The 24353-nt window shown below is 72.7% G+C and carries 19 protein-coding genes and 1 riboswitch; of the genes, 14 read left to right on the top strand and 5 right to left on the bottom strand.

The genetic code is table 11. The features are described 5' to 3' along the window. Positions 1 to 3: 3 nt before the first annotated feature. A complete protein-coding gene (locus tag ACIQVL_RS40110) occupies positions 4 to 1302 on the top strand; it encodes an ROK family protein (protein WP_403439242.1) in 1299 nt (432 codons plus the stop codon). Here ACIQVL_RS40110 and ACIQVL_RS40105 read toward each other — a convergent pair. Next, positions 1256 to 2398 carry a Gfo/Idh/MocA family protein gene (locus ACIQVL_RS40105; RefSeq protein ID WP_403477890.1) on the bottom strand — a complete coding sequence of 381 codons (1143 nt, stop codon included), beginning with the start codon at positions 2396 to 2398 and terminating at the stop codon, positions 1256 to 1258. The two genes, ACIQVL_RS40110 and ACIQVL_RS40105, sit on opposite strands and share 47 nt — an antisense overlap. Before the next feature lie 272 nt (positions 2399 to 2670). Here ACIQVL_RS40105 and ACIQVL_RS40100 point away from each other — a divergent pair, with 272 nt between their 5' ends. The 3 genes from ACIQVL_RS40100 to ACIQVL_RS40090 all read left to right on the top strand — a co-directional run bounded on the left by ACIQVL_RS40100 (position 2671) and on the right by ACIQVL_RS40090 (position 6244). Continuing rightward, positions 2671 to 3708, top strand: coding sequence for a sugar phosphate isomerase/epimerase family protein (locus ACIQVL_RS40100; RefSeq protein WP_403477889.1), 1038 nt, complete (start codon positions 2671 to 2673; stop codon positions 3706 to 3708). A 191-nt stretch (positions 3709 to 3899) separates the two neighbouring features. Then, a complete protein-coding gene (locus ACIQVL_RS40095) occupies positions 3900 to 5066 on the top strand; it encodes a citrate synthase (RefSeq protein WP_403477888.1) in 1167 nt (388 codons plus the stop codon). An 83-nt stretch (positions 5067 to 5149) separates the two neighbouring features. Beyond that, positions 5150 to 6244, top strand: coding sequence for a CobW family GTP-binding protein (locus tag ACIQVL_RS40090; protein ID WP_403477887.1), 1095 nt, complete (start codon positions 5150 to 5152; stop codon positions 6242 to 6244). Here ACIQVL_RS40090 and ACIQVL_RS40085 read toward each other — a convergent pair. Beyond that, the gene (locus ACIQVL_RS40085) at positions 6241 to 8697 is read right to left on the bottom strand and encodes a DNA topoisomerase (ATP-hydrolyzing) subunit A (RefSeq protein WP_403445274.1); all 2457 of its coding nucleotides are present in this window, start codon (positions 8695 to 8697) and stop codon (positions 6241 to 6243) included. The two genes, ACIQVL_RS40090 and ACIQVL_RS40085, sit on opposite strands and share 4 nt — an antisense overlap. 301 nt (positions 8698 to 8998) lie before the next feature. Between ACIQVL_RS40085 and ACIQVL_RS40080 the strand changes: the two genes are divergently transcribed. The 4 genes from ACIQVL_RS40080 (at position 8999) to ACIQVL_RS40065 (ending at position 13962) form a co-directional block, all read left to right on the top strand. Next, on the top strand, positions 8999 to 10393 hold the full coding sequence (locus ACIQVL_RS40080) for a M16 family metallopeptidase (RefSeq protein WP_403445266.1): 1395 nt from the start codon (positions 8999 to 9001) through the stop codon (positions 10391 to 10393). Beyond that, positions 10390 to 11778 carry a M16 family metallopeptidase gene (locus ACIQVL_RS40075; protein WP_403445264.1) on the top strand — a complete coding sequence of 463 codons (1389 nt, stop codon included), beginning with the start codon at positions 10390 to 10392 and terminating at the stop codon, positions 11776 to 11778. The genes ACIQVL_RS40080 and ACIQVL_RS40075 overlap by 4 nt, the downstream gene beginning before the upstream one ends. A 190-nt stretch (positions 11779 to 11968) precedes the next feature. Beyond that, positions 11969 to 12132: riboswitch (cyclic di-AMP (ydaO/yuaA leader) on the top strand. A gap of 12 nt (positions 12133 to 12144) precedes the next feature. Continuing rightward, positions 12145 to 12900 (top strand): M23 family metallopeptidase, encoded by a 756-nt coding sequence (locus ACIQVL_RS40070; RefSeq protein WP_403445261.1) that lies wholly within the window; start codon positions 12145 to 12147, stop codon positions 12898 to 12900. Between the two features lie 366 nt (positions 12901 to 13266). Beyond that, positions 13267 to 13962, top strand: a complete 696-nt coding sequence (locus ACIQVL_RS40065) for a GntR family transcriptional regulator (RefSeq protein WP_403445259.1) — start codon at positions 13267 to 13269, stop codon at positions 13960 to 13962. Between the two features lie 251 nt (positions 13963 to 14213). Here the strand turns inward: ACIQVL_RS40065 and ACIQVL_RS40060 are convergent, their stop codons facing one another. Beyond that, positions 14214 to 14495, bottom strand: a complete 282-nt coding sequence (locus ACIQVL_RS40060) for an HPr family phosphocarrier protein (protein ID WP_007385204.1) — start codon at positions 14493 to 14495, stop codon at positions 14214 to 14216. A 176-nt stretch (positions 14496 to 14671) separates the two neighbouring features. Between ACIQVL_RS40060 and ACIQVL_RS40055 the strand changes: the two genes are divergently transcribed. From ACIQVL_RS40055 to ACIQVL_RS40035, 5 genes are all read left to right on the top strand, one after another. Continuing rightward, entirely contained in the window at positions 14672 to 17623 is a 2952-nt protein-coding gene (locus tag ACIQVL_RS40055) for a GNAT family N-acetyltransferase (RefSeq protein WP_403477886.1), read from the top strand. Between the two features lie 124 nt (positions 17624 to 17747). Further along, positions 17748 to 18344 (top strand): DUF5998 family protein, encoded by a 597-nt coding sequence (locus ACIQVL_RS40050; RefSeq protein ID WP_093498645.1) that lies wholly within the window; start codon positions 17748 to 17750, stop codon positions 18342 to 18344. Further along, positions 18344 to 19537 (top strand): alkaline phosphatase family protein, encoded by a 1194-nt coding sequence (locus ACIQVL_RS40045; protein WP_403477885.1) that lies wholly within the window; start codon positions 18344 to 18346, stop codon positions 19535 to 19537. The genes ACIQVL_RS40050 and ACIQVL_RS40045 overlap by 1 nt, the downstream gene beginning before the upstream one ends. Before the next feature lie 47 nt (positions 19538 to 19584). Beyond that, positions 19585 to 20235 carry a thymidine kinase gene (locus tag ACIQVL_RS40040; RefSeq protein WP_403445251.1) on the top strand — a complete coding sequence of 217 codons (651 nt, stop codon included), beginning with the start codon at positions 19585 to 19587 and terminating at the stop codon, positions 20233 to 20235. A 29-nt stretch (positions 20236 to 20264) separates the two neighbouring features. Further along, positions 20265 to 21026 (top strand): SDR family NAD(P)-dependent oxidoreductase, encoded by a 762-nt coding sequence (locus ACIQVL_RS40035; RefSeq protein ID WP_403445248.1) that lies wholly within the window; start codon positions 20265 to 20267, stop codon positions 21024 to 21026. Positions 21027 to 21119: 93 nt separating this feature from the next. On the opposite strand, the gene ACIQVL_RS40030 is transcribed toward ACIQVL_RS40035, so the two are convergent. Then, positions 21120 to 21923 carry a VOC family protein gene (locus tag ACIQVL_RS40030; RefSeq protein WP_403477884.1) on the bottom strand — a complete coding sequence of 268 codons (804 nt, stop codon included), beginning with the start codon at positions 21921 to 21923 and terminating at the stop codon, positions 21120 to 21122. A gap of 313 nt (positions 21924 to 22236) precedes the next feature. Between ACIQVL_RS40030 and ACIQVL_RS40025 the strand changes: the two genes are divergently transcribed. After that, complete coding sequence (locus tag ACIQVL_RS40025) at positions 22237 to 23079, top strand: sulfurtransferase (protein ID WP_403445243.1); 843 nt, start codon at positions 22237 to 22239, stop codon at positions 23077 to 23079. A 51-nt stretch (positions 23080 to 23130) separates the two neighbouring features. Here the strand turns inward: ACIQVL_RS40025 and sepH are convergent, their stop codons facing one another. Continuing rightward, entirely contained in the window at positions 23131 to 24174 is a 1044-nt protein-coding gene (gene sepH, locus ACIQVL_RS40020; RefSeq protein ID WP_403445241.1) for a septation protein SepH, read from the bottom strand. Positions 24175 to 24353: the final 179 nt, after the last annotated feature.

Genomic DNA, 24353 nt, shown 5'->3' with positions numbered 1-24353 from the left:
TGCATGACCGACCACACCCGTACCCTCTCCCTGGTTCTGGGTCTGATCAGGAGCGGAGCGGCCGTGACCAGGCCGGACCTGGGCCGGCAGACCGGGCTGGGCCGGACGATCATCACGCAGCGGGTGGACCACGCGGTCCGGGTCGGTCTGGTGGCCGAGGGCGAGCCGGCCCCCTCCACCGGCGGACGGCCCTCCCGCATCCTGCGGATCGCGTCCGGCCGTGGTGCCGTGCTCGGCGCGGTGTTCGGCGCCACCCATCTGCACGCCGCGGTGACCGGCCTCGACGGGACCCTGCTCGCCGACCGGCGGGTGCCGTGGGACATCGAGTCGGGACCCGAGGCGTCCCTGGCCACACTGGTCGGGACGGCGGAGCAGCTGCTGAGCCCGGAGCTGCGGGAGCGCCTGTGGGGGGTGTGCGTGGGCGTCCCCGGGCCGGTCGACTTCGCGCGCGGGATGCCGGTGCGGCCGCCCATCATGGCCGGCTGGCACGGCTTCCCGCTCCGGGACCGGCTCGAAGCGCACTACGACGTGCCGGCCTGGGTCGACAACGACGCCAACCTGATGGCGCTGGGCGCCTGGAGCCGGACCCGGGCGACCGCCGGTGACAACATCCTGCTCGTCAAGGCGAGCACCGGCATCGGCCTCGGCCTGATGTCCAGGGGCCGGCTGCACCGGGGAGCGCGCGGCGCGGCCGGCGACCTCGGGCACACCATCGTCGCCGAGGAGTCCCGGCACCGGTGCCGGTGCGGCAAGTTCGGGTGCCTCGAAGCGTTCGCGGGCGGCTGGGCCCTCACCCGTGACGCGCGCGCCGCGGCCCTGGAGGGGCGCAGCCCCTTTCTGACCGAGCGCCTGGAGCGTTCGCAGCGCCGGGACGTGCCGCTGTCCGTCACCGACGTGCTCGACGGCTGCCGGGCCGGCGACCGGGTCAGCACCGAACTCGTCACCAGGGCGGGCGAACTGGTCGGCGGGCAACTGGCGACGCTCGTCAGCGTCTTCAATCCCTCGACGGTCTACCTCGCCGGAGTGCTGGCGCAGGCCGGTGCATTGTTCCGGGACCCCGTCGCCGAGGTCGTGGCCAGGCGCTCCCTGCCGCTGGCCACCGACGAACTCGTCATCGCCCGGGTCGACCTGGGCCGTGCCGAGGGAGTCGTCGGAGCGGCGACCCTGGCCATCGACGAGTTGCTGCACCCGGACCTGCTCGACCAGTGGCTCCGGCGCGGCAGCCCGCGCGGGATCCGCGCCCGTACCGGTGACCTCACCGCGCCGCTTCCCCTCGACGTGCCGCTGGCGGGGGCGCGGTAGCAGCCCGCCTGTCCGCAGCCGGTACGTCGACCCAGCCGCCGCCGCGCGCCGAGTCGACGACCGCCTCGGCGAGTTCCGCCGCGCGCAGTCCGTCCGCGAAGGACGGCATCCCGGTGACCTGTTCGCCGCGGATCGCCGCGTAGGCGTCGGCCACGAAGTCGGCGAAGGCCTCGTAGTAGCCCTGCGGATGCCCGGACGGCAGACCGGCCGCCCGCCCGGCGGGGGCGCCGGGCCGGTTCGGGTCGCGCAGCAGCACCTCGTTGGCGGCCCGGCCGCCGATCCACAGCGATTCGGGGGTCTCCTGGCGGAACGCGTAGCTGGCGTCCGGCCCGTCGAAGGAGAACGACAGCGCGTTCTTGTACCCGGCGGAGACCTGGCTGACCACCACCGATCCGATCGCGCCCGCGTCGGTTTCGAGGAGGACGACCGCGCCGTCCTCGGTCTCGACCGGGCGCAAGGTGCCGTCGGCCCCAGGCCGCGCCGGGACCGCGCGGGCGAAGGACGCGTTCACCCGGGCGATCCGTTGCCCGGTCACGAACTCGGCGAGATCGCACCAGTGGACCCCGATGTCCCCGAACGCGCGCGTGGCACCGCCGTCCGCCGGGTCGACCCGCCAGTTGGTGGCCCCGGTGTCGGCGAGCCAGTCCTGCAGATAGCTGCCGTGGATCAGCCAGGGCGGCCGGTGCCCCGGCCGCCGGATCCGCTCGCGCGCCTCCCGCACGGACGCGTAGTAGCGGTAGACGAAGGGCACGGCGGTGACCAGCCCCCGCTCCGCCGCCAGTTCGGTGAGCTCGCGCGCGGTCGCGGCATCGGTGGCCAGCGGCTTCTCGCAGACGACCGGCACCCCGGCGGCGAGGGCCGCACGGCAGAAACCGGCGTGCGTGGCGTTGGGCGTGCACACGTGCAGCACGTCCACTCCGTGCCGCAGCAGGTCCTCGACCGAGTCGAAGCCCTGCCCGGCCCGGAACTCCGCGGCGGCGCGTCGGCCCTTCCCGGGCGTCGACCCGACCACGCCCACCACGTCGCCGCCGGCCACGAGCGCGGACCGGGTATGCACGGCCCCCATGAAGCCGGTACCGATGACACCGACGCGCATGACACGCACCTCTTCTCTCTCAGGAGCTAACGGAGCTAACGGAGCTAACGGAGCTGATGGAGCTGATGGAGCTAACGGAGCTGATGGAGCTGATGGAGCTAACGGAGCTGATGGAGCTGACAGGGCCAACGGGGCCGACGGGGCCGACGGGGCCGACGGAGCCAACAGCGCTATCGCGTGAACAGATCGAAAAAACAGGGAGCAGCGACTCCCGCAAGGTCAACTTTTGCTCACCGTAAGCTAAAGTGGCGGGAACGCCAAGGAGGCCGCACATGCACCAGAGCCAGGAACAGAGCCGGCGACCGACCCGGCAGCCGGTCACCCTCTTCACCGGTCAGTGGGCGGATCTGCCGTTCGAGGAGGTGGCGCGGCTGGCGAGCGAATGGGGCTACGACGGACTGGAGATCGCGGCCTCCGGCGACCACCTGGACCTGGCCCGCGCCGAGGCCGACCCCGACTACCTGCCCCACCGGCAGGCGATCCTGGAGCGCCACGGGCTGAAGGTCTGGGCGATCTCCCACCACCTCGGCGGCCAGGCCGTCTGCGACGACCCGATCGACTTCCGCCACCAGGCCATCCTGCGCCCGGAGATCTGGGGCGACGGCGACCCGGAGGGCGTCCGGCAGCGCGCGGCCGAGGACATGAAACGCGCCGCCCGCGTCGCCCGCAGGCTCGGCGCCGACACCGTCGTCGGGTTCACCGGGTCGAAGATCTGGAAGTACGTGGCGATGTTCCCGCCGGTCTCCCAGGCGGTGATCGACGAGGGGTACGAGGACTTCGCGCGCCGCTGGAACCCGATCCTCGACGTCTTCGACGCCGAGGGCGTGCGCTTCGCCCACGAGGTCCACCCGTCCGAGATCGCGTACGACTACTGGACGAGCGAGCGCACCCTCGAAGCGATCGGCCGCCGCCCCGCCTTCGGCTTCAACTGGGACCCCTCGCACATGATCTGGCAGGGCGTCGACCCCGTCGGCTTCATCACGGACTTCGCCGACCGCATCTACCACGTCGACTGCAAGGACACCCGGCTGCGGCCCCCGTCCGGACGCGCCGGGATCCTCGGCTCCCACCTGCCCTGGGGCGACCCGCGCCGGCGCTGGGACTTCGTCTCCGTCGGCCACGGCGACATGCCCTGGGAGGACGCCTTCCGCGCCCTGGCCGCCATCGGCTACGACGGCCCCGTCTCGGTGGAGTGGGAGGACGCGGGCATGGACCGGCTGCACGGCGCGGCCGAGGCCGTCGGCCGGATCCGCGCCGCCCTGTGGCCACTGCCGAAGGCGTCCTTCGACTCGGCGTTCAGCAACCAGTGAGCGTGCCGGGCGGCGGTCGATGACGTCGCCCGGCCGCCGGCCTGTCACCCCGGGTGCTGCCCGCCCCCGGCCCGGACCCGCGAACTCCTTGCCGCAGGCCGACCGATAACATTGATTCAATCAATATTGACAGATATTTCGTCAATGATGGACAGTCGAATCATGTTCAGGGAGGAAAGCGGAGGCAGGCCATGACCGTCAACAGGACCGCGTCGACCCTTGTCGAGGTGCCGCGCGGGCTCGCCGGCGTCGTCGTCACCGACACCGAGGTCGGTGACGTCCGGGGGAGCGAGGGCTTCTACCACTACCGCCAGTACTCGGCGGTCGAACTCGCCCGCACCCGCGGCTTCGAGGACGTCTGGCACCTCCTGGTCCACGGTCGGCTGCCGGACCCGGAGCGCGCGGCCGCCTTCGCCGCCGAGACCGCCGCGCTCCGCCGCCTGCCCGCCGAGGTCCGCACGGCCCTGCCCGCGGTGGCCGCGGCGAGCGGCACGTCCGGCCCGCTGGCCGGCCTGCGCACCGCCCTCTCGCTGCTCGGCGCGGCCAAGGGCTTCCGGCCGGTGTACGACGTCGACGCGGACCGGCGCCGGGCCGACACGGTCGCCGCCTGCGCGGCCGTACCGACGCTGCTCACGGCGCTGTACCGGCTGGGGCAGGGCCTCGACCCGGTGGAACCGCGCGCGGACCTGTCGTACGCGGCCAACTACCTCTACATGCTGACGGGCGCGGAACCGGATCCCCGGCGGGCACGTGCAGTCGAGCAATACCTGATCTCAACCATTGATCACGGATTCAATGCATCAACGTTCACCGCACGCGTCATCGCGTCGACCGGCGCCGACGTCGCGGCCTGCCTCGTGGGGGCCGTCGGCGCCCTGTCCGGGCCGCTGCACGGGGGTGCGCCCAGCCGGGCGCTGGACACCCTGGACGCGATCGCGACACCCGCCCGGATCGACCCGTGGATCCGCGAACGGGTCCTCGCGGGCGACCGCGTGATGGGCTTCGGGCATGCCGTCTACCGCACGGAGGACCCGCGCTCCCGCATGCTCCGCGAGATCGCCCAGGACTTCGGCGGCCCCCGGGTCGCGTTCGCCGTCGAGGTCGAACGCCATGTCGAGCGCATCCTCGCCGAGTTGAAGCCCGGCCGCGAACTCCACACCAATGTCGAGTTCTACGCGGGCGTGGTCATGGAGCTGTGCGGCCTGCCCCGGGAGATGTTCACCCCGACGTTCGCGGCGGCCCGCGCGATCGGCTGGAGTGCCAACATCCTGGAACAGGCGACGGACTCGAAGATCATCCGGCCGGTGGCACGGTACGTGGGGCCGAAGCCGGAGGCGGCCGGCGCCGTCACCGGGTAGCCGGAACGGGGCGCGGTGTCCGGTCCGGCGGGATTTCCTATCCTGGACCGGCCCGCCACACCCCCGCACGAAAGAGGCCCCCGTTGGAGCACCACCCCACCTCCCGGCAGATCCCGGTGGTCGTTCTCGCCGGATTCCTGGGGTCCGGGAAGACCACGCTCCTCAACCACCTGCTGCACCGCGGCGGAGGCAGCCGGATCGGGGCGATCGTCAACGACTTCGGGGCCATCGAGATCGACGCGATGGCCGTGGCCGGTGCCCTCGGCGACTCGACCGTCTCGCTCGGCAACGGGTGCCTGTGCTGCGCCGTCGACGCCAGTGAACTGGACGTCTACCTGGAGCGGCTCGCCAACCCCGGCACCGGCGTCGACGTCGTCGTCATCGAGGCCAGCGGTCTCGCCGAACCCGAGGAACTCGTCCGGATGCTGCTCGCCAGCGAGCACCCCGGCATCGTCTACGGCGGCCTAGTCGAGGTCGTCGACGCCGCCGAGTTCGACGACACCCGTGCCAGGCACCCCGAGATCGACCGGCACCTCGCCCTCGCCGACCTGGTCGTCGTCAACAAGCTCGACCGGGTCGCGGAGGGCGGCGCGCGCGTCCTCGGGCTGGTGCGGTCGCTCAGCGACCGCGGGGCCGCCGTCGTCCCCGCGACCTACGGCCGGATCGACCCCGAGTTCCTGTTCGACTGCCGGCCCGGCGCCGAGCGCATCGGACAGCTGTCCTTCGACGACCTGCACGACCACCACGACGGCGATGCCGACGGCGGTGCGCACGCGGGACACCTGCACACCGCCTACGACAGCCTGTCCTTCACCACCGCGCAGCCCCTCGACCCCCGTCGGCTGATGGCCTTCCTCGACAGCCGTCCCGAGGGGCTCTACCGGATCAAGGGATACGTCGACTTCGGGCCGTACGACCAGGGCAACCGGTACGCCGTGCATGCCGTGGGGCGGTTCCTGCGGTTCTACCCGGAGGCCTGGGGACGCGGCGAGGAACGGCTCACACAGCTCGTGCTGATCGGCTCCGGCATCGACGTGGCCGAGCTCCGCAAGGAGCTGGAGGCGTGCACGAACGACTCCCCACACGCCGACGAACACGGCATGTGGGGCGTCCTGCGCTACGTCCAGGGCCTGACGGAGGGCCCCGACGGCGACGGGTACGACAGGTACGAGGCCTAGACCGGGCCCGCCACCACCGACACCGTCTTCGCCAGCGACACGCCGGAGCCGTCGCGGCGCGGGTCGATCTCCGGGAGGTCGACCGGGGTGCCGTTCTTCTGGGCCGCCTTCGCCGGGACCGGGCCCGCCCAGGCGAAGGACAGGCAGTCCTCGCCCTTGAGGAACCGCTGGCAGCGGACGCCGCCGGTGGCCCGGCCCTTGCGGGGGTACTGGTCGAACGGGGTCAGCTTGGCCGTCGTCTGCACCGAGTCGTCGAGGGTGCCGCGCGAGCCGGCCACCGTGAAGACCACCGCGTCGGCCGCCGGGTCGACGGCCGTGAAGGAGATGACCTTCGCGCCCTCGGTGAGCTTGACGCCCGCCATACCGCCCGCCGGGCGGCCCTGCGGACGCACCTGGGAGGCCTGGTAGCGCAGCAGCTGCGCGTCGTCCGTGATGAAGACCAGGTCCTCCTCGCCGGTGCGCAGCTCCATCGCGCCGACGATCCGGTCGCCCTCCTTCAGGGTGATGACCTCCAACTCGTCCTTGTTCGACGGGTAGTCGGGGACCACGCGCTTGACCACGCCCTGTTCGGTGCCCAGGGCGAGACCCGGCGACGACTCGTCAAGGGTGGTCAGGCAGACCGCCGTCTCGCCGTCCTGCAGCGACAGGAACTCGGAGAGGGGGGCGCCGCCGGCGAGGCTCGGGGCGGCCGCCGTCTCGGGGAGCTGGGGGAGGTCGACGACGTTGACGCGCAGCAGGCGGCCCGTCGAGGTGACCGCGCCGATCTCACCGCGCGCGGTCGCCGGGACCGCCGAGACGATGACGTCGTGCTTGGCGCGCTTGCCGTCGGTGTCCTCCGCGAACGGCTCGCCGTTCATGGTGCGGGCCAGCAGGCCCGTCGAGGAGAGCAGCACCCGGCAGGGGTCGTCGGCCACCTGGAGATCCACCACGGCAGCCGGGGCGCCCGAGGCCTCCAGCAGGACGGTGCGCCGCTCGGTGCCGAACTTCTTGGCCACCGCGGCCAGTTCCGCCGAGACCAGCTTGCGCAGCTCCGCGTCGGAGTCCAGGATCCGGGTCAGCTCGGCGATCTCCGCGGTGAGCTTCTCCTTCTCCGACTCCAGCTCGATGCGGTCGTACTTGGTCAGGCGGCGCAGCGGCGTGTCCAGGATGTACTGCGTCTGGATCTCCGACAGCGAGAAGCGCTCCATCAGGCGTTCCTTGGCCTGCGCGCTGTTCTCACTGGAGCGGATGAGCCGGATGACCTCGTCGATGTCGACGAGGGCGGTGAGCAGACCCTCCACCAGGTGCAGCCGGTCGCGGCGCTTGGTGCGGCGGAACTCGCTGCGCCGGCGGACCACGTCGAAGCGGTGGTCCAGGTAGACCTCCAGCAGCTCCTTGAGGCCCAGGGTGAGCGGCTGGCCGTCCACCAGCGCCACGTTGTTGATGCCGAAGGACTCCTCCAGCGGCGTCAGCTTGTAGAGCTGCTCCAGAACCGCCTCCGGCACGAAGCCGTTCTTGATCTCGACGACCAGGCGCAGCCCGTGCTCGCGGTCGGTGAGGTCCTTGACGTCGGCGATGCCCTGCAGCTTCTTCGCGTTGACCAGGTCCTTGATCTTGGCGATGACCTTCTCGGGGCCGACCGTGAAGGGCAGTTCGGTGATGACCAGTCCCTTGCGACGGGCCGTCACCGTCTCCACCGCCACCGTGGCCCGGATCTTGAAGGTGCCGCGGCCCGTCTCGTAGGCGTCCCGGACGCCCTCAAGGCCGACGATCCGGCCGCCGGTGGGCAGGTCGGGGCCCGGGACGTGCTTCATCAGCGTCTCGAGGTCCGCGTTCGGGTAGCGGATCAGGTGCCGGGCGGCCGAGATCACCTCGCCGAGGTTGTGCGGCGGCATGTTGGTCGCCATGCCGACGGCGATCCCCGACGAGCCGTTGACCAGCAGGTTCGGGAACGCGGCGGGCAGCGCCACCGGCTCCTGCTCCTGGCCGTCGTAGTTGGCCGCGAAGTCGACCGTGTCCTCGTCGATCGACTCGGTCATCAGGCTGGTCGCCTCGGCCATCCGGCACTCGGTGTACCGCATGGCGGCCGGCGGGTCGTCGTTGCCCAGCGAGCCGAAGTTGCCGTGGCCGTCGACCAGCGGGACGCGCATCGAGAACGGCTGGGCCATGCGCACCAGCGCGTCGTAGATCGACGAGTCGCCGTGCGGGTGCAGCTTGCCCATCACCTCGCCGACCACGCGCGCGCACTTCACGTAGGCGCGGTCGGGGCGCACGCCCATCTCGTTCATCTGGTAGACGATGCGGCGGTGCACCGGCTTGAGGCCGTCGCGGGCGTCCGGCAGGGCGCGCGAGTAGATGACCGAGTACGCGTACTCGAGGTAGGAGCCGCGCATCTCGTCCACGACGTCGATGTCGAGGATTCTCTCCTCGAACGAGTCGTCGGGCGGCGGGGTCTTCGTGCTGCGGCGGGCCATCGCTGCCGGCTCCTTGCTCATGCGTGAACGGGATCTGACGCGGACCATTGTGGACCGCGGCACTGACAACCCGGGCCAGGACCCGGTCTCCGCGGCCCGCCCCGGTGCCCGGAAGCCGCCAGGAGCGCGGCCCGGAGACATTCGAGGCGGGTCGGACGCAGGCTACGCGATCCACCCGCGCGATCCGCTGTGGGCGTACGTCGTGCGGGAACTTCGCCCGGCCCCCGCACGCTTGCATACAGTGGCGGGACCGGCAGAAAAACCGCGGTTCGGGACCGCTTCCGCGAGCGAAGGGACGTACATGCCCATGGGTCACACGACCACGGCCGAGACAGGCTCCGGGGGCCTGGCAGCGACCGAGCACCGCTTGGCCAACGGTCTGCGCGTGGTGCTCTCCGAGGACCACCTGACCCCGGTCGCGGCGGTCTGCCTCTGGTACGACGTCGGTTCCCGGCACGAAGTCAAGGGCCGTACCGGCCTGGCTCACCTTTTCGAGCACCTGATGTTCCAGGGCTCCGCCCAGGTGAAGGGCAACGGCCACTTCGAGCTCGTCCAGGGCGCCGGCGGCTCGCTCAACGGCACCACGAGCTTCGAGCGCACCAACTACTTCGAGACCATGCCCGCCCACCAGCTGGAGCTCGCGCTCTGGCTGGAGGCCGACCGCATGGGCTCGCTGCTCGCCGCCCTGGACGACGAGTCGATGGAAAACCAGCGTGACGTCGTCAAGAACGAGCGCCGCCAGCGCTACGACAACGTCCCCTACGGCACGGCCTTCGAGAAGCTGACCGCGCTCGCCTACCCGGAGGGCCACCCCTACCACCACACGCCGATCGGCTCGATGGCGGACCTGGACGCGGCCACCCTGGAGGACGCGCGGGCGTTCTTCCGCACCTACTACGCGCCGAACAACGCAGTGCTCTCCGTGGTCGGCGACATCGACCCGGAGCAGACCCTCGCCTGGATCGAGAAGTACTTCGGTTCCATCCCGGCGCACGACGGCAAGCCCGCCCCGCGCGACGGCGCGCTGCCCGAGATCATGGGCGAACAGCTGCGCGAGGTCGTCGTCGAGGAGGTCCCCGCGCGGGCGCTGATGGCCGCCTACCGGCTCCCGGAGGACGGCACGCGCGTGTCCGACGCGGCCGACCTGGCCCTCACCGTCCTCGGCGGCGGCGAGTCCTCCCGCCTCTACAACCGCCTGGTCCGGCGCGACCGTACGGCCGTCGCGGCCGGCTTCGGCCTGCTCCGGCTCGCCGGGGCGCCGTCCCTGGGCTGGCTGGACGTGAAGACCTCCGGTGACGTCGAGGTGCCGGTCATCGAGGCCGCCATCGACGAGGAGCTCGCCCGGTTCGCCGAGGAGGGCCCGACGCCCGAGGAGATGGAGCGCGCCCAGGCCCAGTTGGAGCGCGAGTGGCTGGACCGGCTCGGCACCGTCGCGGGCCGCGCCGACGAACTGTGCCGTTTCGCCGTCCTGTTCGGCGACCCGCAGCTCGCCCTGACCGCCGTCCAGCGGGTCCTGACGGTCACCTCGGAGGAGGTCCAGGAGGTCGCCAAGGCCCGCCTGCGCCCCGACAACCGCGCGGTGCTCGTCTACGAACCCAAGTCCCCGGAGACCGTCGAGGACGCCGACGTACCCGAGGACCCCGAGGCCGAAGCCACGGTCGAAGCCGGCGACAACGACGAGGAGACGGCCAAGTGACCGAGCTCGCCACCATGGACTTCCACCCCCAGCCGCAGCCCGGCGAGGCAAAGCCCTGGGCCTTCCCGGCCCCCGAGCGCGGCACCCTGGACAACGGCCTGACCGTGCTGCGCTGCCACCGCCCCGGCCAGCAGGTCGTCGCCGTCGAGGTGCTCCTGGACGCGCCCCTGGACGCCGAACCGGCCGGCCTGGACGGCGTCGCCACGATCATGGCACGGGCCTTCTCCGAGGGCACCGACAAGCACGCCGCCGAGGAGTACGCCGCCGAGCTGGAGCGGGCCGGCGCCACCCTCGACGCGCACGCCGACCACCCCGGTGTCCGCGTCAGCCTGGAGGTCCCGGCCTCCCGGCTCGCCAAGGGCCTCGGGCTGCTCTCCGACGCCCTGCGGGCCCCCGCGTTCGCCGAGAGCGAGGTCGAGCGGCTGGTCCGCAACCGCCTCGACGAGATCCCGCACGAGCTGGCCAACCCCAGCCGCCGGGCCGCCAAGGAGCTCTACAAGCAGCTGTTCCCGTCGGCCGCCCGGATGTCCCGGCCGCGCCAGGGCACCGAGGACACCGTCGAGAAGATCGACGCGGCCGCCGTCCGGGCCTTCTACGACCGGCACGTCCGCCCCGGCACGGCCACCGCGGTCGTCGTCGGCGACCTGACCGGCATCGACCTGGACGAGCTGCTCGGCGAGACCCTGGGCGCCTGGCACGGCTCCACCGCGCAGCCCCGCCCGGTCCCGGCGGTGTCCGCCGACGACACCGGCCGGGTCGTCATCGTGGACCGCCCCGGCGCGGTCCAGACCCAGCTGCTCATCGGCCGCGTCGGCCCCGACCGGCATGACCGCGTCTGGCCCGCCCAGGTGCTCGGCACCTACTGCCTGGGCGGCACGCTCACCTCCCGCCTGGACCGCGTCCTGCGCGAGGAGAAGGGCTACACCTACGGCGTCCGTTCCTTCGGGCAGGTCCTGCGGTCCGCCCCCGACGGCAGCGGCGCCTCGATGCTCGCCATCAGCGGCTCCGTGGACACCCCGAACACCGGCCCGGCCCTGTCGGACCTGTGGACGGTGCTGCGCACGCTCGCCGCCGAGGGCCTCACGGACGCCGAGCGCGACGTGGCCGTGCAGAACCTCGTCGGGGTGGCGCCGCTCAAGTACGAGACGGCGGCGGCCGTCGCGGGCACCCTGGCCGACCAGGTCGAGCAGTACCTGCCCGACGACTTCCAGGCCACGCTGTACCGGCAACTGGCCGCCACCGGCACCGTGGAGGCCACCGCGGCGGTCGTGAACGCCTTCCCGGTGGACCGCCTGGTGACCGTCCTCGTCGGGGACGCGGCGCAGATCAAGGAGCCCGTGGAGGCGCTCGGGATCGGCGAAGTCACGGTCGTCGCCGCCGAGTAGCGGCACGCGCGTGCGGAGCCCTGGTGGCCACCCGGCCACCAGGGCTCTGGAATGTCCGAATTGGGGCGGAGGTTGCCTGTCTGCCCTGTGGGATACGCGACAAAAGCAGTGATCCGTTTGAGCATTGAAGGCGGGCCCTCGTAGGTTCTTCCGGGCTGTCCGTCAGGCATCGCGCCGCGTCCGCGGCACCGGACAGCCATCGCCGAGTCCCCGTACGGCGCGAGCCAGGGGAGCCGGGGACCCACGCAGTCCCTGGGGTGAATCGGGCGCCCGCGCGTGTCGCGAGGGGGTCCGTAGGAGACCTTCCTGCTCCGAACCCGTCAGCTAACCCGGTAGGCGAGAGGGAAGGAAAGGACCAGCCTCTACATGGCGTTCATGTGCGCCTCCGGGAAGCACCGTCGTCCCGGCCGGGTGAAGCGCACCACCGCGCAGGCCGCCGGCATCGCGGCCCTCACCACCACCGGTGTCATCGGCACCGTCTCCGCCGCCCCGGCGCTCGCCGCCGAGAACTCCGTGGAGCAGACCGGCCTCACCCCGGTCATCACGATCAGCGACTCCGTCGCCGAGCAGATCGACGCCCAGGCCGCCGCCCAGAAGGCGGTCGCCGAGCGCAAGGCTGCCGAGGAGGCCGCCCGCAAGAAGGCCGCGGAGCAGGCCAAGAAGGAGCGCGCGGCCGAGGTGCGCGCCGCCCGCGAGGCCGAGCGCAAGCGCCTCAACACCTTCGTCGCGCCGATCAGCGACTCCTACGTGTCCACCGGCTACAAGACCGGCGGCTCCCTGTGGTCCTCCGGCGCCCACACCGGCATCGACTTCCACGCCGCCAGCGGCACGGTCGTGCACGCGGTCGGCACCGGCACGGTCGTCTCCACCGGCTGGGGCGGGGCGTACGGCAACGAGATCGTCATCAAGATGGCCGACGGCATGTACACCCAGTACGGCCACCTCTCGTCGATCGGCGTCTCGGTGGGGCAGCAGGTCACCCCGGGCCAGCAGATCGGCCTCTCCGGCGCGACCGGCAACACGACCGGTCCGCACCTCCACTTCGAGGCCCGTACGACCGCCGAGTACGGCTCCGACGTCGACCCGGTCGCCTATCTCCGCAAGCACGGCGTGGACGTCTGACGAGAGCCGGACGGCTGCCGCACCGGGGCCGACGCGGCCTCGGTGGTCCGGTGCGGGAGCGTCGGGGTTGCCCGCGCAGTTCCCCGCGCCCCTGAAGGGGCGCTGCGCCGACGCCCCTGAAAGGGGCGCGGGGAACTGCGCGACCGGCCACGAGGCACCCGCACCCGACCACCGCGCGACACCCACTCGTGAGATCTTCCGAAGCCCCGGCCCGCGCGCCGGGGCTTTCGTCGTTTTCGTGCCGTCACTGTCCAAAATATATCCCTGGATTCCGGCCCCCCTTCGGAAATTCCGGCTCATTGCAATAGAGTCACGGAACGGACGCCACTCGGCGGCGTTTCCCGGGGATTAAGGCGGAGGTCGGACATGCGTATTCCGGCGCACTCGGTATGCACGGCGATCCGGGACGACATCGTCGCGGGTGTCTACGAGCGCGGCAGCCGCCTCACCGAGGAACTCCTGGCCCGTCGTTACGGGGTCTCGCGCGTCCCCGTCCGTGAGGCCCTGCGCACCCTGGAGGCGGAGGGCTTCGTGGTGACGCGCCGGCACGCGGGCGCGTGCGTGGCCGAACCGACCGAGCAGGAGGCCGCCGACCTGCTGGAGATGCGCATGCTCCTGGAGCCGCTCGGCGCCTCCCGGGCCGCCCAGCGCCGCACCGAGGCCCACCTCAAGGTGCTGCGCGGACTGGTCAGGCTGGGGCAGGAGCGGGCCCGGCGGGGCAACAGCGAGGATCTGCGCTCCCTGGGCGGCTGGTTCCACGAGACCCTCGCGCAGGCTTCCGGAAGCCACGCCCTGACCTCGACGCTCACCCAGCTGCGCCACAAGATCGCCTGGATGTACACCGTGGAGACGCCCGCCAACCCCGTGGAGTCCTGGACGGAGCACGGCGCCATCGTGGACGCGGTGGCGCGGGGGGACGGCGACCGGGCCCGGGCGATCACGGCGATGCACACCGAGCGCTCGACGCTCTCCCACCGGCTGCGATTTCCCGGCGCCTCCGAACGGGCGAACGGTGTGAGGACTTCGCAACATCCCGTAAACATGTCGGGCCTGCGGCATTAACACGCGCGCCGTATACAAAGAGGTGTTATTCGGCGGGGCGTATTTCCGCTGCCCGAATTCACGCGCGCCGGGAATTCACGGTCGCGCTCGTTTCGTGTGCCCGCACCAAAGCCGGGTGCGGGGGTCTCCGTAAACTCCGGGGCGGGGCGTCGTAAAGCCGGGTGCGGTCCGGTACGGGCGGTGGTGAAACGGCGGGACCGCGCCGACCCCCTGGGGAGTGGCGCGGCCCCGGACGTGCGGGTGCAGGTCGCTCAGACGGTCTCGGGGAGCTCTTCGAGACCCTCGGCGACCAGCTTGGCCAGGCGGTCGAGAGCGGCGTCCGCGCCCTCGGCGTCGGAGGCGAGGACGATCTCCTCGCCGCCCTGGGCGCCCAGCCCCAGGACAGCCAGCATGGAGGCCGCGTTGACGGGGTTGCCGTCGGCCTTGGCGATCGTCACCGGGATACCTGCGGCCGTGGCGGCCCGGACGAAGATGGAAGCGGGGCGGGCGTGGAGGCCCTCGGCCCAGCCGACGTTGACGCGGCGCTCAGCCATGTGATGCTGCCCTTCGGTGTTCAGGGTTGTCTAGACCAGTTTCCCATACCGTGAAGCATGCCCGGAGGGGGCGTGTGCCCCTGCCGGTGTGCCGTCGGACCGCGGCCTCGGTCCGACGTCCGTCCTCCACAGACTGCCTCGCGCCGTTGTCGGACGCGAGCCGTACTCTGGGGCCCATGCAGACCCCGGCGGACCCGCAGGACCGGCACGAGTACCCGTCCCACTGGGAGGCTGACGTGGTGCTGCGCGACGGGGGTACCGCGCGCGTCCGGCCCATCACCGTCGATGACGCCGAGCGCCTGGTCAGCTTCTACGAGCAGGTCTCGGACGAGTCGAAGTACTACCGCTTCTTCGCGCCCTACCCCAGGCTCTCCGCCAAGGACGTCCACCGCTTCACGCACCACGACTTTGTGGACAGGGTGGGACTCGCAGCCACCATCGGCGGCGAGTTCATCGCAACCGTACGCTATGACCGCATTGGCCCGGACGGGACGTCCGCCTCCGCGCCCGCCGACGAGGCCGAGGTCGCCTTCCTCGTCCAGGACGCCCACCAGGGCCGGGGCGTCGCCTCCGCCCTCCTCGAGCACATCGCGGCCGTCGCGCGCGAGCGCGGGATCCGCCGCTTCGCCGCCGAGGTGCTGCCCGCCAACACCAAGATGATCAAGGTGTTCATGGACGCCGGCTACACCCAGAAGCGCAGCTTCGAGGACGGTGTCGTCCGCCTGGAGTTCGACCTGGAGCCCACCGACCGCTCCCTCGCCGTGCAGCGCGCCCGGGAGCAGCGCGCCGAGGCCCGCTCGGTACGACGGCTGCTGGCACCGGGGTCGGTGGCCGTGATCGGCGTCGGCCGCACGCCCGGCGGGGTCGGCCGCAGCGTCCTCGGCAACCTGCGGGACGCCGGCTTCACCGGCCGCCTGCACGCCGTGAACCGGGCCTTCCCCGTCGACCTCAAGGAGGTCGACGGGGTGCCCGCGCACCGCTCCGTGCGGGACATCGACGGCCCTGTCGACCTCGCGGTGGTCGCCGTGCCCGCCGAGCACGTCCCCGAGGTCGTCACCGAGTGCGGCGAACACGGCGTCCAGGGACTCGTCGTCCTCGCCGCGGGTTACGCGGAGAGCGGCCCCGACGGCAGGGAGCGCCAACGCGCGCTCGTCCGGCAGGCGCGCACGTACGGCATGCGCATCATCGGCCCCAACGCCTTCGGGATCATCAACACCGCGGACGGCGTCCGGCTCAACGCCTCCCTCGCACCCGAGATGCCCCGCCCCGGCCGCATCGGCCTGTTCGCCCAGTCCGGCGCCATCGGCATCGCCCTGCTCTCCCGGCTGCACCGGCGCGGCGGCGGCGTCACCGGCACCACGGGCGTCTCCACCTTCGTCTCCTCCGGCAACCGCGCGGACGTCTCCGGCAACGACGTCCTCCAGTACTGGTACGACGACCCCGAGACGGACGTCGTCCTCATGTACCTGGAGTCCATCGGCAACCCGCGCAAGTTCACCCGCCTCGCCCGGCGCACGGGGGCGGCGAAGCCGCTGGTCGTGGTGCAGGGTGCGGGGCAGGCGCCGCCGGGCCACGCGGTCCGGGCGACCCGGCTGCCGCACGCCACGGTGTCCGCCCTGCTCAGGCAGGCCGGGGTGATCCGTGTCGACACGATCACCGAACTGGTCGACGCGGGGCTGCTGCTCGCCCGGCAGCCGCTGCCGGCCGGCCCGCGGGTGGCGATCCTCGGCAACTCGGAGTCGCTCGGGTTGCTGACGTACGACCGGTGTCTCGCCGAGGGGCTGCGGCCGGCCCGGCCGCTGGACCTGACGACGCGGGCGAGTGCCGCCGACTTCCACCGGGCGCTGTCGCGGACGCTGGCCGACGAGTCGTGCGACGCGGTGGTCGTCACGGCGATCCCGACGATCGGGGAGGGGGCGGTGGGGGACGCGGAGCTGGCGGAGGCGTTGCGGTCTGCCGCCGAAGAGGTTCCGGGGAAGCCGGTGCTTGTGGTGCACGTCGAGCTCGGGGGGCTGGCGGAGGCGTTGTCGGCTGCGGGCCGTACCGCGCCTTCGGCTGGTGCGATGGCACCCGGCACCGATGGCGGTGCCCACCCTCCCCCACTCTCGGCTTCGCTCGAGCGGGGGGACCCCCATCCCCCCGCGGAACGCCTGCCCACCGCGGGAGCGGGATCGGAACGCCTGCCCACCGCGGTAACGGCGGGAGCGGAGGCGCAGTCCGTCGCGTCGCCGCGGTCGCCGAGGACTCCCGCCCCCCAGCCTTACTCCCGCCTCATCCCCGCCTACCCCGCCGCCGAGCGGGCCGTGCGGGCGCTTGCCGAGGCGGTGAAGTACGCGCAGTGGCAGCGGGAGGCCGCCGAGCCCGGGAAGGTGCCCGAGTACGACGACATCGACGAGCGGGGTGCCGCCGAGCTGATCGGCGGGCTGCTCGAACGCGGCGAGGGACTCACCATCGGCGTCGAGGAGACCTGCCGGCTCCTCCGCCGATACGGCATCGACGTGCACCGCGCCCTGCCCGCCCCGACCCCCGGTGCCGCCGTCGACGCCGCCCGCGCCCTCGGCTATCCCGTCGCCCTCAAGGCCACCGCCCCCCACCTGCGGCACCGCGCCGACCTGGGCGGCGTGCGGCTCGACCTCGCGGACGAGGAGCAACTGCGCAGGGCGTACGACGAGTTGAGCGAGCTGTTCGGGCCCCCCGAGGAGCTGCGGCCGGTGGTGCAGCGGATGGCGCCCCGGGGTGTCGACACCGTCGTACGGGCCGTGATCGACCCTGCCGCCGGCGCCGTGGTGTCCTTCGGCCTCGCCGGGGCCGCCTCGCAGCTGCTCGGGGACATGGCGCACCGGCTGGTTCCGGTCACCGACCGGGACGCCACCTCACTGGTGCGCTCGATCCGGACCGCGCCCCTGCTGTTCGGCTGGCGCGGCTCGGCCCCCGTCGACACGCCCGCCCTGGAGGAACTGCTGCTCAGGGTCTCCCGGCTGGTCGACGACCACCCCGAGGTCGTCGCCGTCACCCTGGAACCGGTCGTGGTCGCCCGGCAGGGCGTGAGCGTGCTGGGCGCCACCGTGCGTCTCGCGCCACCGCCGGCCCGCGACGATCTGGGCCCGCGCACCCTGCCCGCCTACTGACCCGCCACCCTCCGGGACGAACGCCCGCACGCCCCGGCGCCGTTCGAGGGCGCCGCGGGCGACCGCGGTGGCGCCGGACGCGGCCGCGCACGACTGGCCCGGGTCCCCCTGCCCACGGATTAAGATGGACGCCATGGCCAAGACCAGTACGACGACCCAGGGGCTGCGTGTCGCGATCGAGCGCAGCGGCTACTACCCGGCCCTCGTGGCCGAGGCGGTGGAGGCCGCCATCGGCGGCGAGCCGATCCGGTCGTACCTGGTCCACCAGGAGACGACGTTCGACCAGAACGAGGTGCGGCGGCACGTGACCGTGCTCGTCCTCACCGGCAACCGCTTCATCGTCAGCCACACCGACGAGCAGGCCGCCGACAGCACCTCCCCGACGCCGTACGCGACCACCTCGACCGAGTCGGTCAAGCTCGGCCGGATCTCGTCGGTCGTGGTGAGCCGGGTGGTGGCCAACCCGGAGCAGTACACGCCGGGCACCCTGCCCCGCGAGATCGTGCTGACCATCGGCTGGGGCGCCGTCTCCCGCATCGACCTGGAGCCCGCCGCCTGCGGCGACCCCAACTGCGAGGCGGACCACGGCTACACCGGCAACTCCACGGCGGACGACCTCAGCCTGCGGGTGAGCGAGGCCGGGGACGGCCCGGAGACGGTGCGCCAGGCGCTCGCCTTCGCGCAGGCCATCTCCGAGGCGACCGCGGACGTCACCCGCTGATGGCGTACGCCGCCTGGGACCATCCCGAACCCCTCGCCCTCGGCTCCGCGCCGCTGCCCGAGTACGGCAGCGGTTCCCTCGCCGACCTGCTGCCCACCCTGGCCGCGGGCATGGCCGTACCCGGGACGACCGCGACGATCGCGGAGCTGACGCCCGCCGACCGCAACTGCGTCTTCCTGATCGACGGGCTCGGCTGGGAGCAGATCAAGGCCCACCCGGACGAGGCGCCCTTCCTCACCTCGCTGCTCGGCAGCTCGCGCGGCGGCACCGGCCGGCCCCTCACCGCCGGCTATCCGGCGACCACCGCGACCTCCCTCGCCTCCGTCGGCACCGGCCTGCCCCCGGGCGCGCACGGTCTGCCCGGCTACACGGTCCGCAACCCGCGGACCCGGGAGCTGATGAACCAGCTGCGCTGGCAGCCCTGGACCGACCCGGCCGCCTGGCAGCCGTACCCCACCGTCTTCCAGCTCGCCCACGACGCCGGCGTGCACGCGGCCCAGGTCTCCTCCCCGCACTTCGAGCACACCCCGCTCACCAAGGTCGCGCTCAGCGGCGGAACGTTTCACGGGCGGCTGACCGGCGAGGAGCGGATGGACCTCGCGGCGGAGCAGCTCGCCGCCGCCGACCGTGCCCTCGTCTACACGTACTACGCCGAACTGGACGGCGCCGGGCACCGTTACGGCGTGGACTCCGACACCTGGCGCGGCCAGCTCATGCACGTCGACCGGCTCGTGCAGCGGCTCGCCGAGCAACTCCCGGCGCGCAGCGCGCTGTACGTCACCGCCGACCACGGCATGGTCGACATCCCGTTCGACGAACAGCACCGCATCGACTTCGACGAGGACTGGGAGCTCAAGGCGGGCGTCGCCCTGCTCGGCGGCGAGGGCCGGGCCCGGCACGTCTACGCGGTGCCCGGCGCCGCGAACGACGTCCTGACCTGCTGGCGCGAGGTGCTCGGCGAGCAGTTCTGGGTGGCCTCGCGGGACGAGGCGATCGCGGCCGGCTGGTTCGGGCCGCCGGACCGGTTCGAGGAGCGGGTGTACGAGCGGATCGGCGACGTGGTCGCGGCCGCGCACGACGACGTCCTGATCATCGCCACGGAGCGGGAGCCCAAGGAGTCGGCGATGGTCGGCAACCACGGCTCGATGACCCCCGCCGAGCAGCTCGTGCCGCTGCTCGAAGTACGCTCCTGACGCCCCGCCGCTGCCCCCACCACTGACCGAAAGGTGTTCAACTCCCCATGCCCGAGCTGGTGTTCTTCTCCGGAACGATGGACTGCGGGAAGTCGACGCTGGCGCTGCAGATCGCGCACAACCGGTCGGCACGGGGGCTGCAGGGACTGATCTTCACCCGGGACGACCGGGCGGGGGAGGGGAAGCTCTCGTCGCGGCTCGGGCTGGTGACCGACGCGGTCGAGGCGGTGCCCGGCATGGATCTGTACGCCCATGTCGTCGACCGGGTCTCGCACGGCGGCAGGGTCGACTACCTGATCGTGGACGAGGCGCAGTTCCTGGAGCCGGAGCAGATCGACCAACTGGCGCGGGTCGTGGACGACCTGGGCCTGGACGTCTTCTCCTTCGGCATCACCACCGACTTCCGCACGAAGCTCTTCCCCGGCTCGCGGCGGCTGATCGAACTGGCGGACCGCCTGGAGACGCTCCAGGTGGAGGCGATGTGCTGGTGCGGGGCGCGGGCCACGCACAACGCCCGCACGGTGGGCGGCGAGATGGTGGTGGAAGGCGAGCAGGTCGTCGTCGGAGACGTGAGCAGCCCCGCGGCCGAGGTCGGCTACGAGGTGCTGTGCCGCCGCCACCACCGCCGCCGCGTGACCAGCGCTTCCGCCCACGCCGGCGCGCTCTCGCCGGACGTGCTGCCGGTGACCTCCGACTGATTCCGGCTGCGCACAGAGGAGTACTCGCCATGACCGCCCGTTTCCAGGACAAGGTCGTCGTCGTCACCGGGGCCGGAGCCGGCATCGGCCGGGCCAGTGCCAGGGCCTTCGCCCGTGAGGGTGCCACCGTGGTCGCCGCCGGGGCCCGGCCGGAGTCCGTCGAGGAGACCGCGCGGCTGGTCGAAGAGGACGGCGGCACGGCCGTCGCCGTCGTCGCCGACGTCACCCGGCCCGAGGACATGGAGCGCCTGGTGCGCACCACGGTGGAGCGCCACGGCGGCCTGCACGTCGCGCACAACAACGCGGGCGTGTTCGGCAGGCCCGCCCCGGTCGCCGACCTGGAGCTGTCGGCGTGGCAGTCCGTGCTGGACGTCAACCTGAACGGCGTCCTGCTCAGCATGCAACAGGAGATCCGGCACATGCGGGCGCACGGCGGCGGCGTCATCGTCAACACCGCGTCCAACATCGGATACCACGGGCGCCGCCCCGGCATGGCCGCCTACGCAGCGTCCAAGGCCGCCGTGAGCACCCTCACCCGGGTCGCGGCCCTGGACCACATCAAGGACAACGTGCGCATCAACGCGGTCAGCCCCGGCGCCACGGACACCGGCATGTCACTGCGCCCCGGGGAGACCGCCGCCGATCGGGCGGCCCGGCTGGCCACGACGGTTCCGATCGCCCGCGTCGCGACCACGGACGAGATCGTCAACGCGGTGCTGTGGCTGGCGTCCGACGAGTCGAGCTTCGTCGTCGGCCACGACCTCGTCGTCGACGGCGGCGTCACCGCCTGATCCGGCGGCCGGCCACCCCTTCGCGCCCACCCGTCCGCGGCGGGCAGCAGGAAGGGGAGGGGCGGGCGTACGCCGTCCCGTGCCGGTGGCGGCTCAGCGCGGGCTCTGGACCACCGAGAAGAGCGCGCCCTCCGGGTCGGCCACCGTCGCGACCCGTCCGTGCGCGCTGTCCCGGGCCGGCTTCAGCACCTGCCCGCCCAGCTCGGCGACCTCCCGCAGGGTCGCGTCCGTGTCGGCCACCTCGAAGTACGTCAGCCAGTGCGGTCCCCGGTCCCGGGGCAGGGACAGGCCGACCCCGTGGATGCCGGCCACCGGGCGGCCCGCGACGTGCAGGGTCACGTAGTCGAAGGCGGCGGCGACCACCGGCTCCTCCTCGTAACCGAACACCGTCTCGTAGAACTTGGCGACGCTCGACGTCTCGAAGGTGCGCAGCTCGTCCCAGACCGGGGTGCCCGGGACGCCGGTCAGGGCGGTGCCGAGATGGGCCGAGCCCTGCCAGATGCCGAACACCGCGCCCGAGGGGTCGGAGGCGATCGCCATCCGCCCGGCCTCGGCCGCGTCCAGCGGACCGACACCGACCGTGCCGCCGCACAGCCGGGCCGTCTCGGCCGTCAGATCCACGTCGTCCGAGGCGAAGTACGGCGTCCACGCGATCGGCAGACGCAGGTCGGGCGACAGCTGCCCGATGCCCGCGACCTCCCGCCCGTCGAGCAGCGCCCGGACATACGGGCCGAGCTGCTGGGGGCCGGGCTCGAACTCCCAGCCGAACAGGGCTCCGTAGAACTCCTCGGTCGCGGTCAAGCCGTGCACCATCAGACTCACCCAGCAGGGGGTGCCCGGCGCGCGCCGGGCGTGCGTGTCGCCGTTCGGGCCGGCCGCTCCCCGTACCTCGGTCATCGTCACTCTCTCCTCGGCCCCTCGCGGTGGCCGTGTCGCTTCCGCTCTCCGGACCGGCTGTGCCGCAGCCGCGGGCACGCCCCGTGCCGATGCTCGCACCCTCCGTGGCGTCCTGTGTCCACGGCTGTGGGGCGGCTCCGCCGCGAGGATGCCTGGTCTGCCGTTTCTCGCCCGTTTCCGGTCGATTGCCGTCGGGTGTCCATCAGCTGTACAGCACGTGCCCGATCCCGTACGCCCGGTGATCGACCCTGTCCGGCCGAGCAGAGTAGTCGTACCTGGACGATGCGGCCACCCCTGACGTAAGGATGGGGTCATGGAAGCCATCATCACCGCAAGCGAACTCGCCGACGACCTGACCGGGCCGAACCCGCCCGTCCTGCTGGACGTCCGCTGGCAGCTGACCCCGCCCGGCACCCCGCCCTTCGACGGCCGGGCGGCCTACGCAGCCGGGCATCTGCCGGGCGCCGTCCATGTGCACCTGGACGGCGAACTCGCCTCGCAGCCCGGTGTGCACGGCCGTCATCCGCTGCCCGACCTGGCTGTCTTCGGCGCGGCGATGCGCCGTGCGGGGGTGTCGGCGGGCCGGCCGGTCGTGGTGTACGACGGCGGGCAGGGCTGGGCGGCGGCGCGCGCCTGGTGGCTGCTGCGCTGGACGGGTCACCCGGACGTGCGGGTCCTCGACGGCGGGTTGCCGTCCTGGACCGGCGCTCTTTCGGCTGACGTGCCCGAGCCGACCGAGGGTGACTTCGAACCGGCCCCGGGGGCCGGGCAGTTGCTCGACGCGGACGGGGCGGCGGCGCTGGCTCGCTCGGGTGTGCTGTTCGACGCCCGCGCGGGGGAGCGGTACCGGGGTGACGTGGAGCCGATCGACCGGGTCGGCGGCCACATCCCGGGCGCCGTGTCGGCGCCGACCACCGAGAACGTCGGCCCGGACGGCCGCTTCCTGCCCGCCGCCGAACTCCGGGACCGCTTCAAGGGCCTGGGCGCCGCGGCGGGGGCCGAGGTGGGCGTGTACTGCGGTTCGGGCGTCTCGGGTGCCCACGAGGTGCTGGCGCTGGCCGTCGCGGGCATCCCGGCGGCGCTGTACGTCGGTTCGTGGTCGGAGTGGTCCGCCGACCCGTCCCGTCCGGTGGCGGTCGGCCCCGACCCGCAGTAGCGCAACAGGGAGGAGGGGGCACGCGCGTGCCCCCTCCTCCCTGTCGGCCTCTTACTCCTGCTTCTTGCGCCGCGTCCCGAAGACGATCTCGTCCCAGCTCGGCACGGCGGCCCGGCGGCCGGGGCGGACGCCGTCGGCCTCGGCCTGGCGGTCGGTGGCACCGATCAGCCGGTCCCGGTGGCTGCCGACGGAGCGCGGCATGAGGACGTCCGCGTAGGCGGAGCCGGCCGAGGCGGCAGGGGCCGGGGGCTCCTCCGCGGCCGGTTCCGGAGCGGGCTCCTCCGGGACCTCCGCCGGGCGTTCCGGGACCACCATGTCGCCCCGGAAGCTCGGCACCGCCTCCAGCAGGCTGGTCAGCGAGTCCCGTTCGCCGATCGTCTCCTCGACCGGATCGGACGACTGCGCGGGCAGGCTCGGCCGCTCGCGGTCCCGGTCCCGGTCGCCGGAACGGTCCAGCGGCCGGTCCCGCGGCAGCCGCGCGATGCGGGGCACGAACGGAAAGCTGGGCTCCGGTACGGCGAGGTCCTCGGACTCGCCGATCAGCGAGCGTGCCTCGTCGTCGACCGCCTGGACGAGCCGCCGGGGCGGGTCGTAGGTCCAGCTCGCCGAGTGCGGTTCGCCCGCGACCCGGTAGACGAGCAGGACCTCCCAGGTGCCGTCGTCGCGGCGCCAGGAGTCCCACTGCACGGTGTCCTTCTCGGCGCCGCGCAGCACCAGCCGCTCCTGCACGGCCTCGCCGAGCAGCGGCCCGGAGTTCTCGCCGGGCCGGCGGACCGGTGTCTTGCGGGCCCGTTCGGCCATGAAGGCGCGCTCGGCCAGTACCGGACCCTCGAAGCGTCGCACCCGATCCACGGGGATCCCGGCGAGCTGCGCGACCTCTTCCGCCGTCGCGCCCGCTCGTATCCGCGCCTGGATGTCTCGGGGCCGGAGATGGCTCTCGACCTCGATCTCGATCTGGCCGAGCCGGGGCCGGTCGCCGCGTACGGCGGCACGGAGCCGTTCGTCGATCGGAAGGGTGTACTCCGTCGAGTCGGCAGCCTTGAGCACCAGCCGTGTGCCGTCATTGGAGACGGCCACGACACGCAGTTCGGGCATGGGGACCTCCCGGGTGGTGCCTGCCGACGTCACGTGCGTCGCTGCTTCCGCTAGTCGAGTGTGGCCTGCCCGGGTGCAGCCTGCCACAACCTTGCCGAGTTGCCCGGCGTGTCGGGCACGGGCCCTGCACCGCCGTTATGGCACGGTTACCTATTCGCAACGCTAAGTGACCAACTCCG

The sequence above is a fragment of the Streptomyces sp. NPDC090499 genome, from assembly GCF_044769305.1.
GTDB lineage: Bacteria > Actinomycetota > Actinomycetes > Streptomycetales > Streptomycetaceae > Streptomyces.
The sequence above is the reverse complement of the archived record's forward strand: the minus strand, read 5'-3'. Positions and strand labels throughout refer to the sequence as shown.

Bases quoted from the DNA above. Each gene is read 5' to 3' on its own strand.
- ACIQVL_RS40100 (WP_403477889.1), top strand. From the start codon at position 2,671: ATGCACCAGAGCCAGGAACAGAGCCGGCGACCGACCCGGCAGCCGGTC.
- ACIQVL_RS40050 (WP_093498645.1), top strand. From the start codon at position 17,748: ATGGACGCCATGGCCAAGACCAGTACGACGACCCAGGGGCTGCGTGTC.
- ACIQVL_RS40060 (WP_007385204.1), bottom strand. From the start codon at position 14,495: ATGGCTGAGCGCCGCGTCAACGTCGGCTGGGCCGAGGGCCTCCACGCC.
- ACIQVL_RS40085 (WP_403445274.1), bottom strand. From the start codon at position 8,697: ATGGCCCGCCGCAGCACGAAGACCCCGCCGCCCGACGACTCGTTCGAG.
- ACIQVL_RS40105 (WP_403477890.1), bottom strand. From the start codon at position 2,398: ATGCGCGTCGGTGTCATCGGTACCGGCTTCATGGGGGCCGTGCATACC.
- ACIQVL_RS40095 (WP_403477888.1), top strand. From the start codon at position 3,900: ATGACCGTCAACAGGACCGCGTCGACCCTTGTCGAGGTGCCGCGCGGG.
- ACIQVL_RS40080 (WP_403445266.1), top strand. From the start codon at position 8,999: ATGCCCATGGGTCACACGACCACGGCCGAGACAGGCTCCGGGGGCCTG.
- ACIQVL_RS40040 (WP_403445251.1), top strand. From the start codon at position 19,585: ATGCCCGAGCTGGTGTTCTTCTCCGGAACGATGGACTGCGGGAAGTCG.
- ACIQVL_RS40070 (WP_403445261.1), top strand. From the start codon at position 12,145: ATGGCGTTCATGTGCGCCTCCGGGAAGCACCGTCGTCCCGGCCGGGTG.
- ACIQVL_RS40065 (WP_403445259.1), top strand. From the start codon at position 13,267: ATGCGTATTCCGGCGCACTCGGTATGCACGGCGATCCGGGACGACATC.
- ACIQVL_RS40110 (WP_403439242.1), top strand. From the start codon at position 4: ATGACCGACCACACCCGTACCCTCTCCCTGGTTCTGGGTCTGATCAGG.
- ACIQVL_RS40030 (WP_403477884.1), bottom strand. From the start codon at position 21,923: ATGACCGAGGTACGGGGAGCGGCCGGCCCGAACGGCGACACGCACGCC.
- ACIQVL_RS40055 (WP_403477886.1), top strand. From the start codon at position 14,672: ATGCAGACCCCGGCGGACCCGCAGGACCGGCACGAGTACCCGTCCCAC.
- ACIQVL_RS40035 (WP_403445248.1), top strand. From the start codon at position 20,265: ATGACCGCCCGTTTCCAGGACAAGGTCGTCGTCGTCACCGGGGCCGGA.
- ACIQVL_RS40045 (WP_403477885.1), top strand. From the start codon at position 18,344: ATGGCGTACGCCGCCTGGGACCATCCCGAACCCCTCGCCCTCGGCTCC.
- ACIQVL_RS40025 (WP_403445243.1), top strand. From the start codon at position 22,237: ATGGAAGCCATCATCACCGCAAGCGAACTCGCCGACGACCTGACCGGG.
- sepH (WP_403445241.1), bottom strand. From the start codon at position 24,174: ATGCCCGAACTGCGTGTCGTGGCCGTCTCCAATGACGGCACACGGCTG.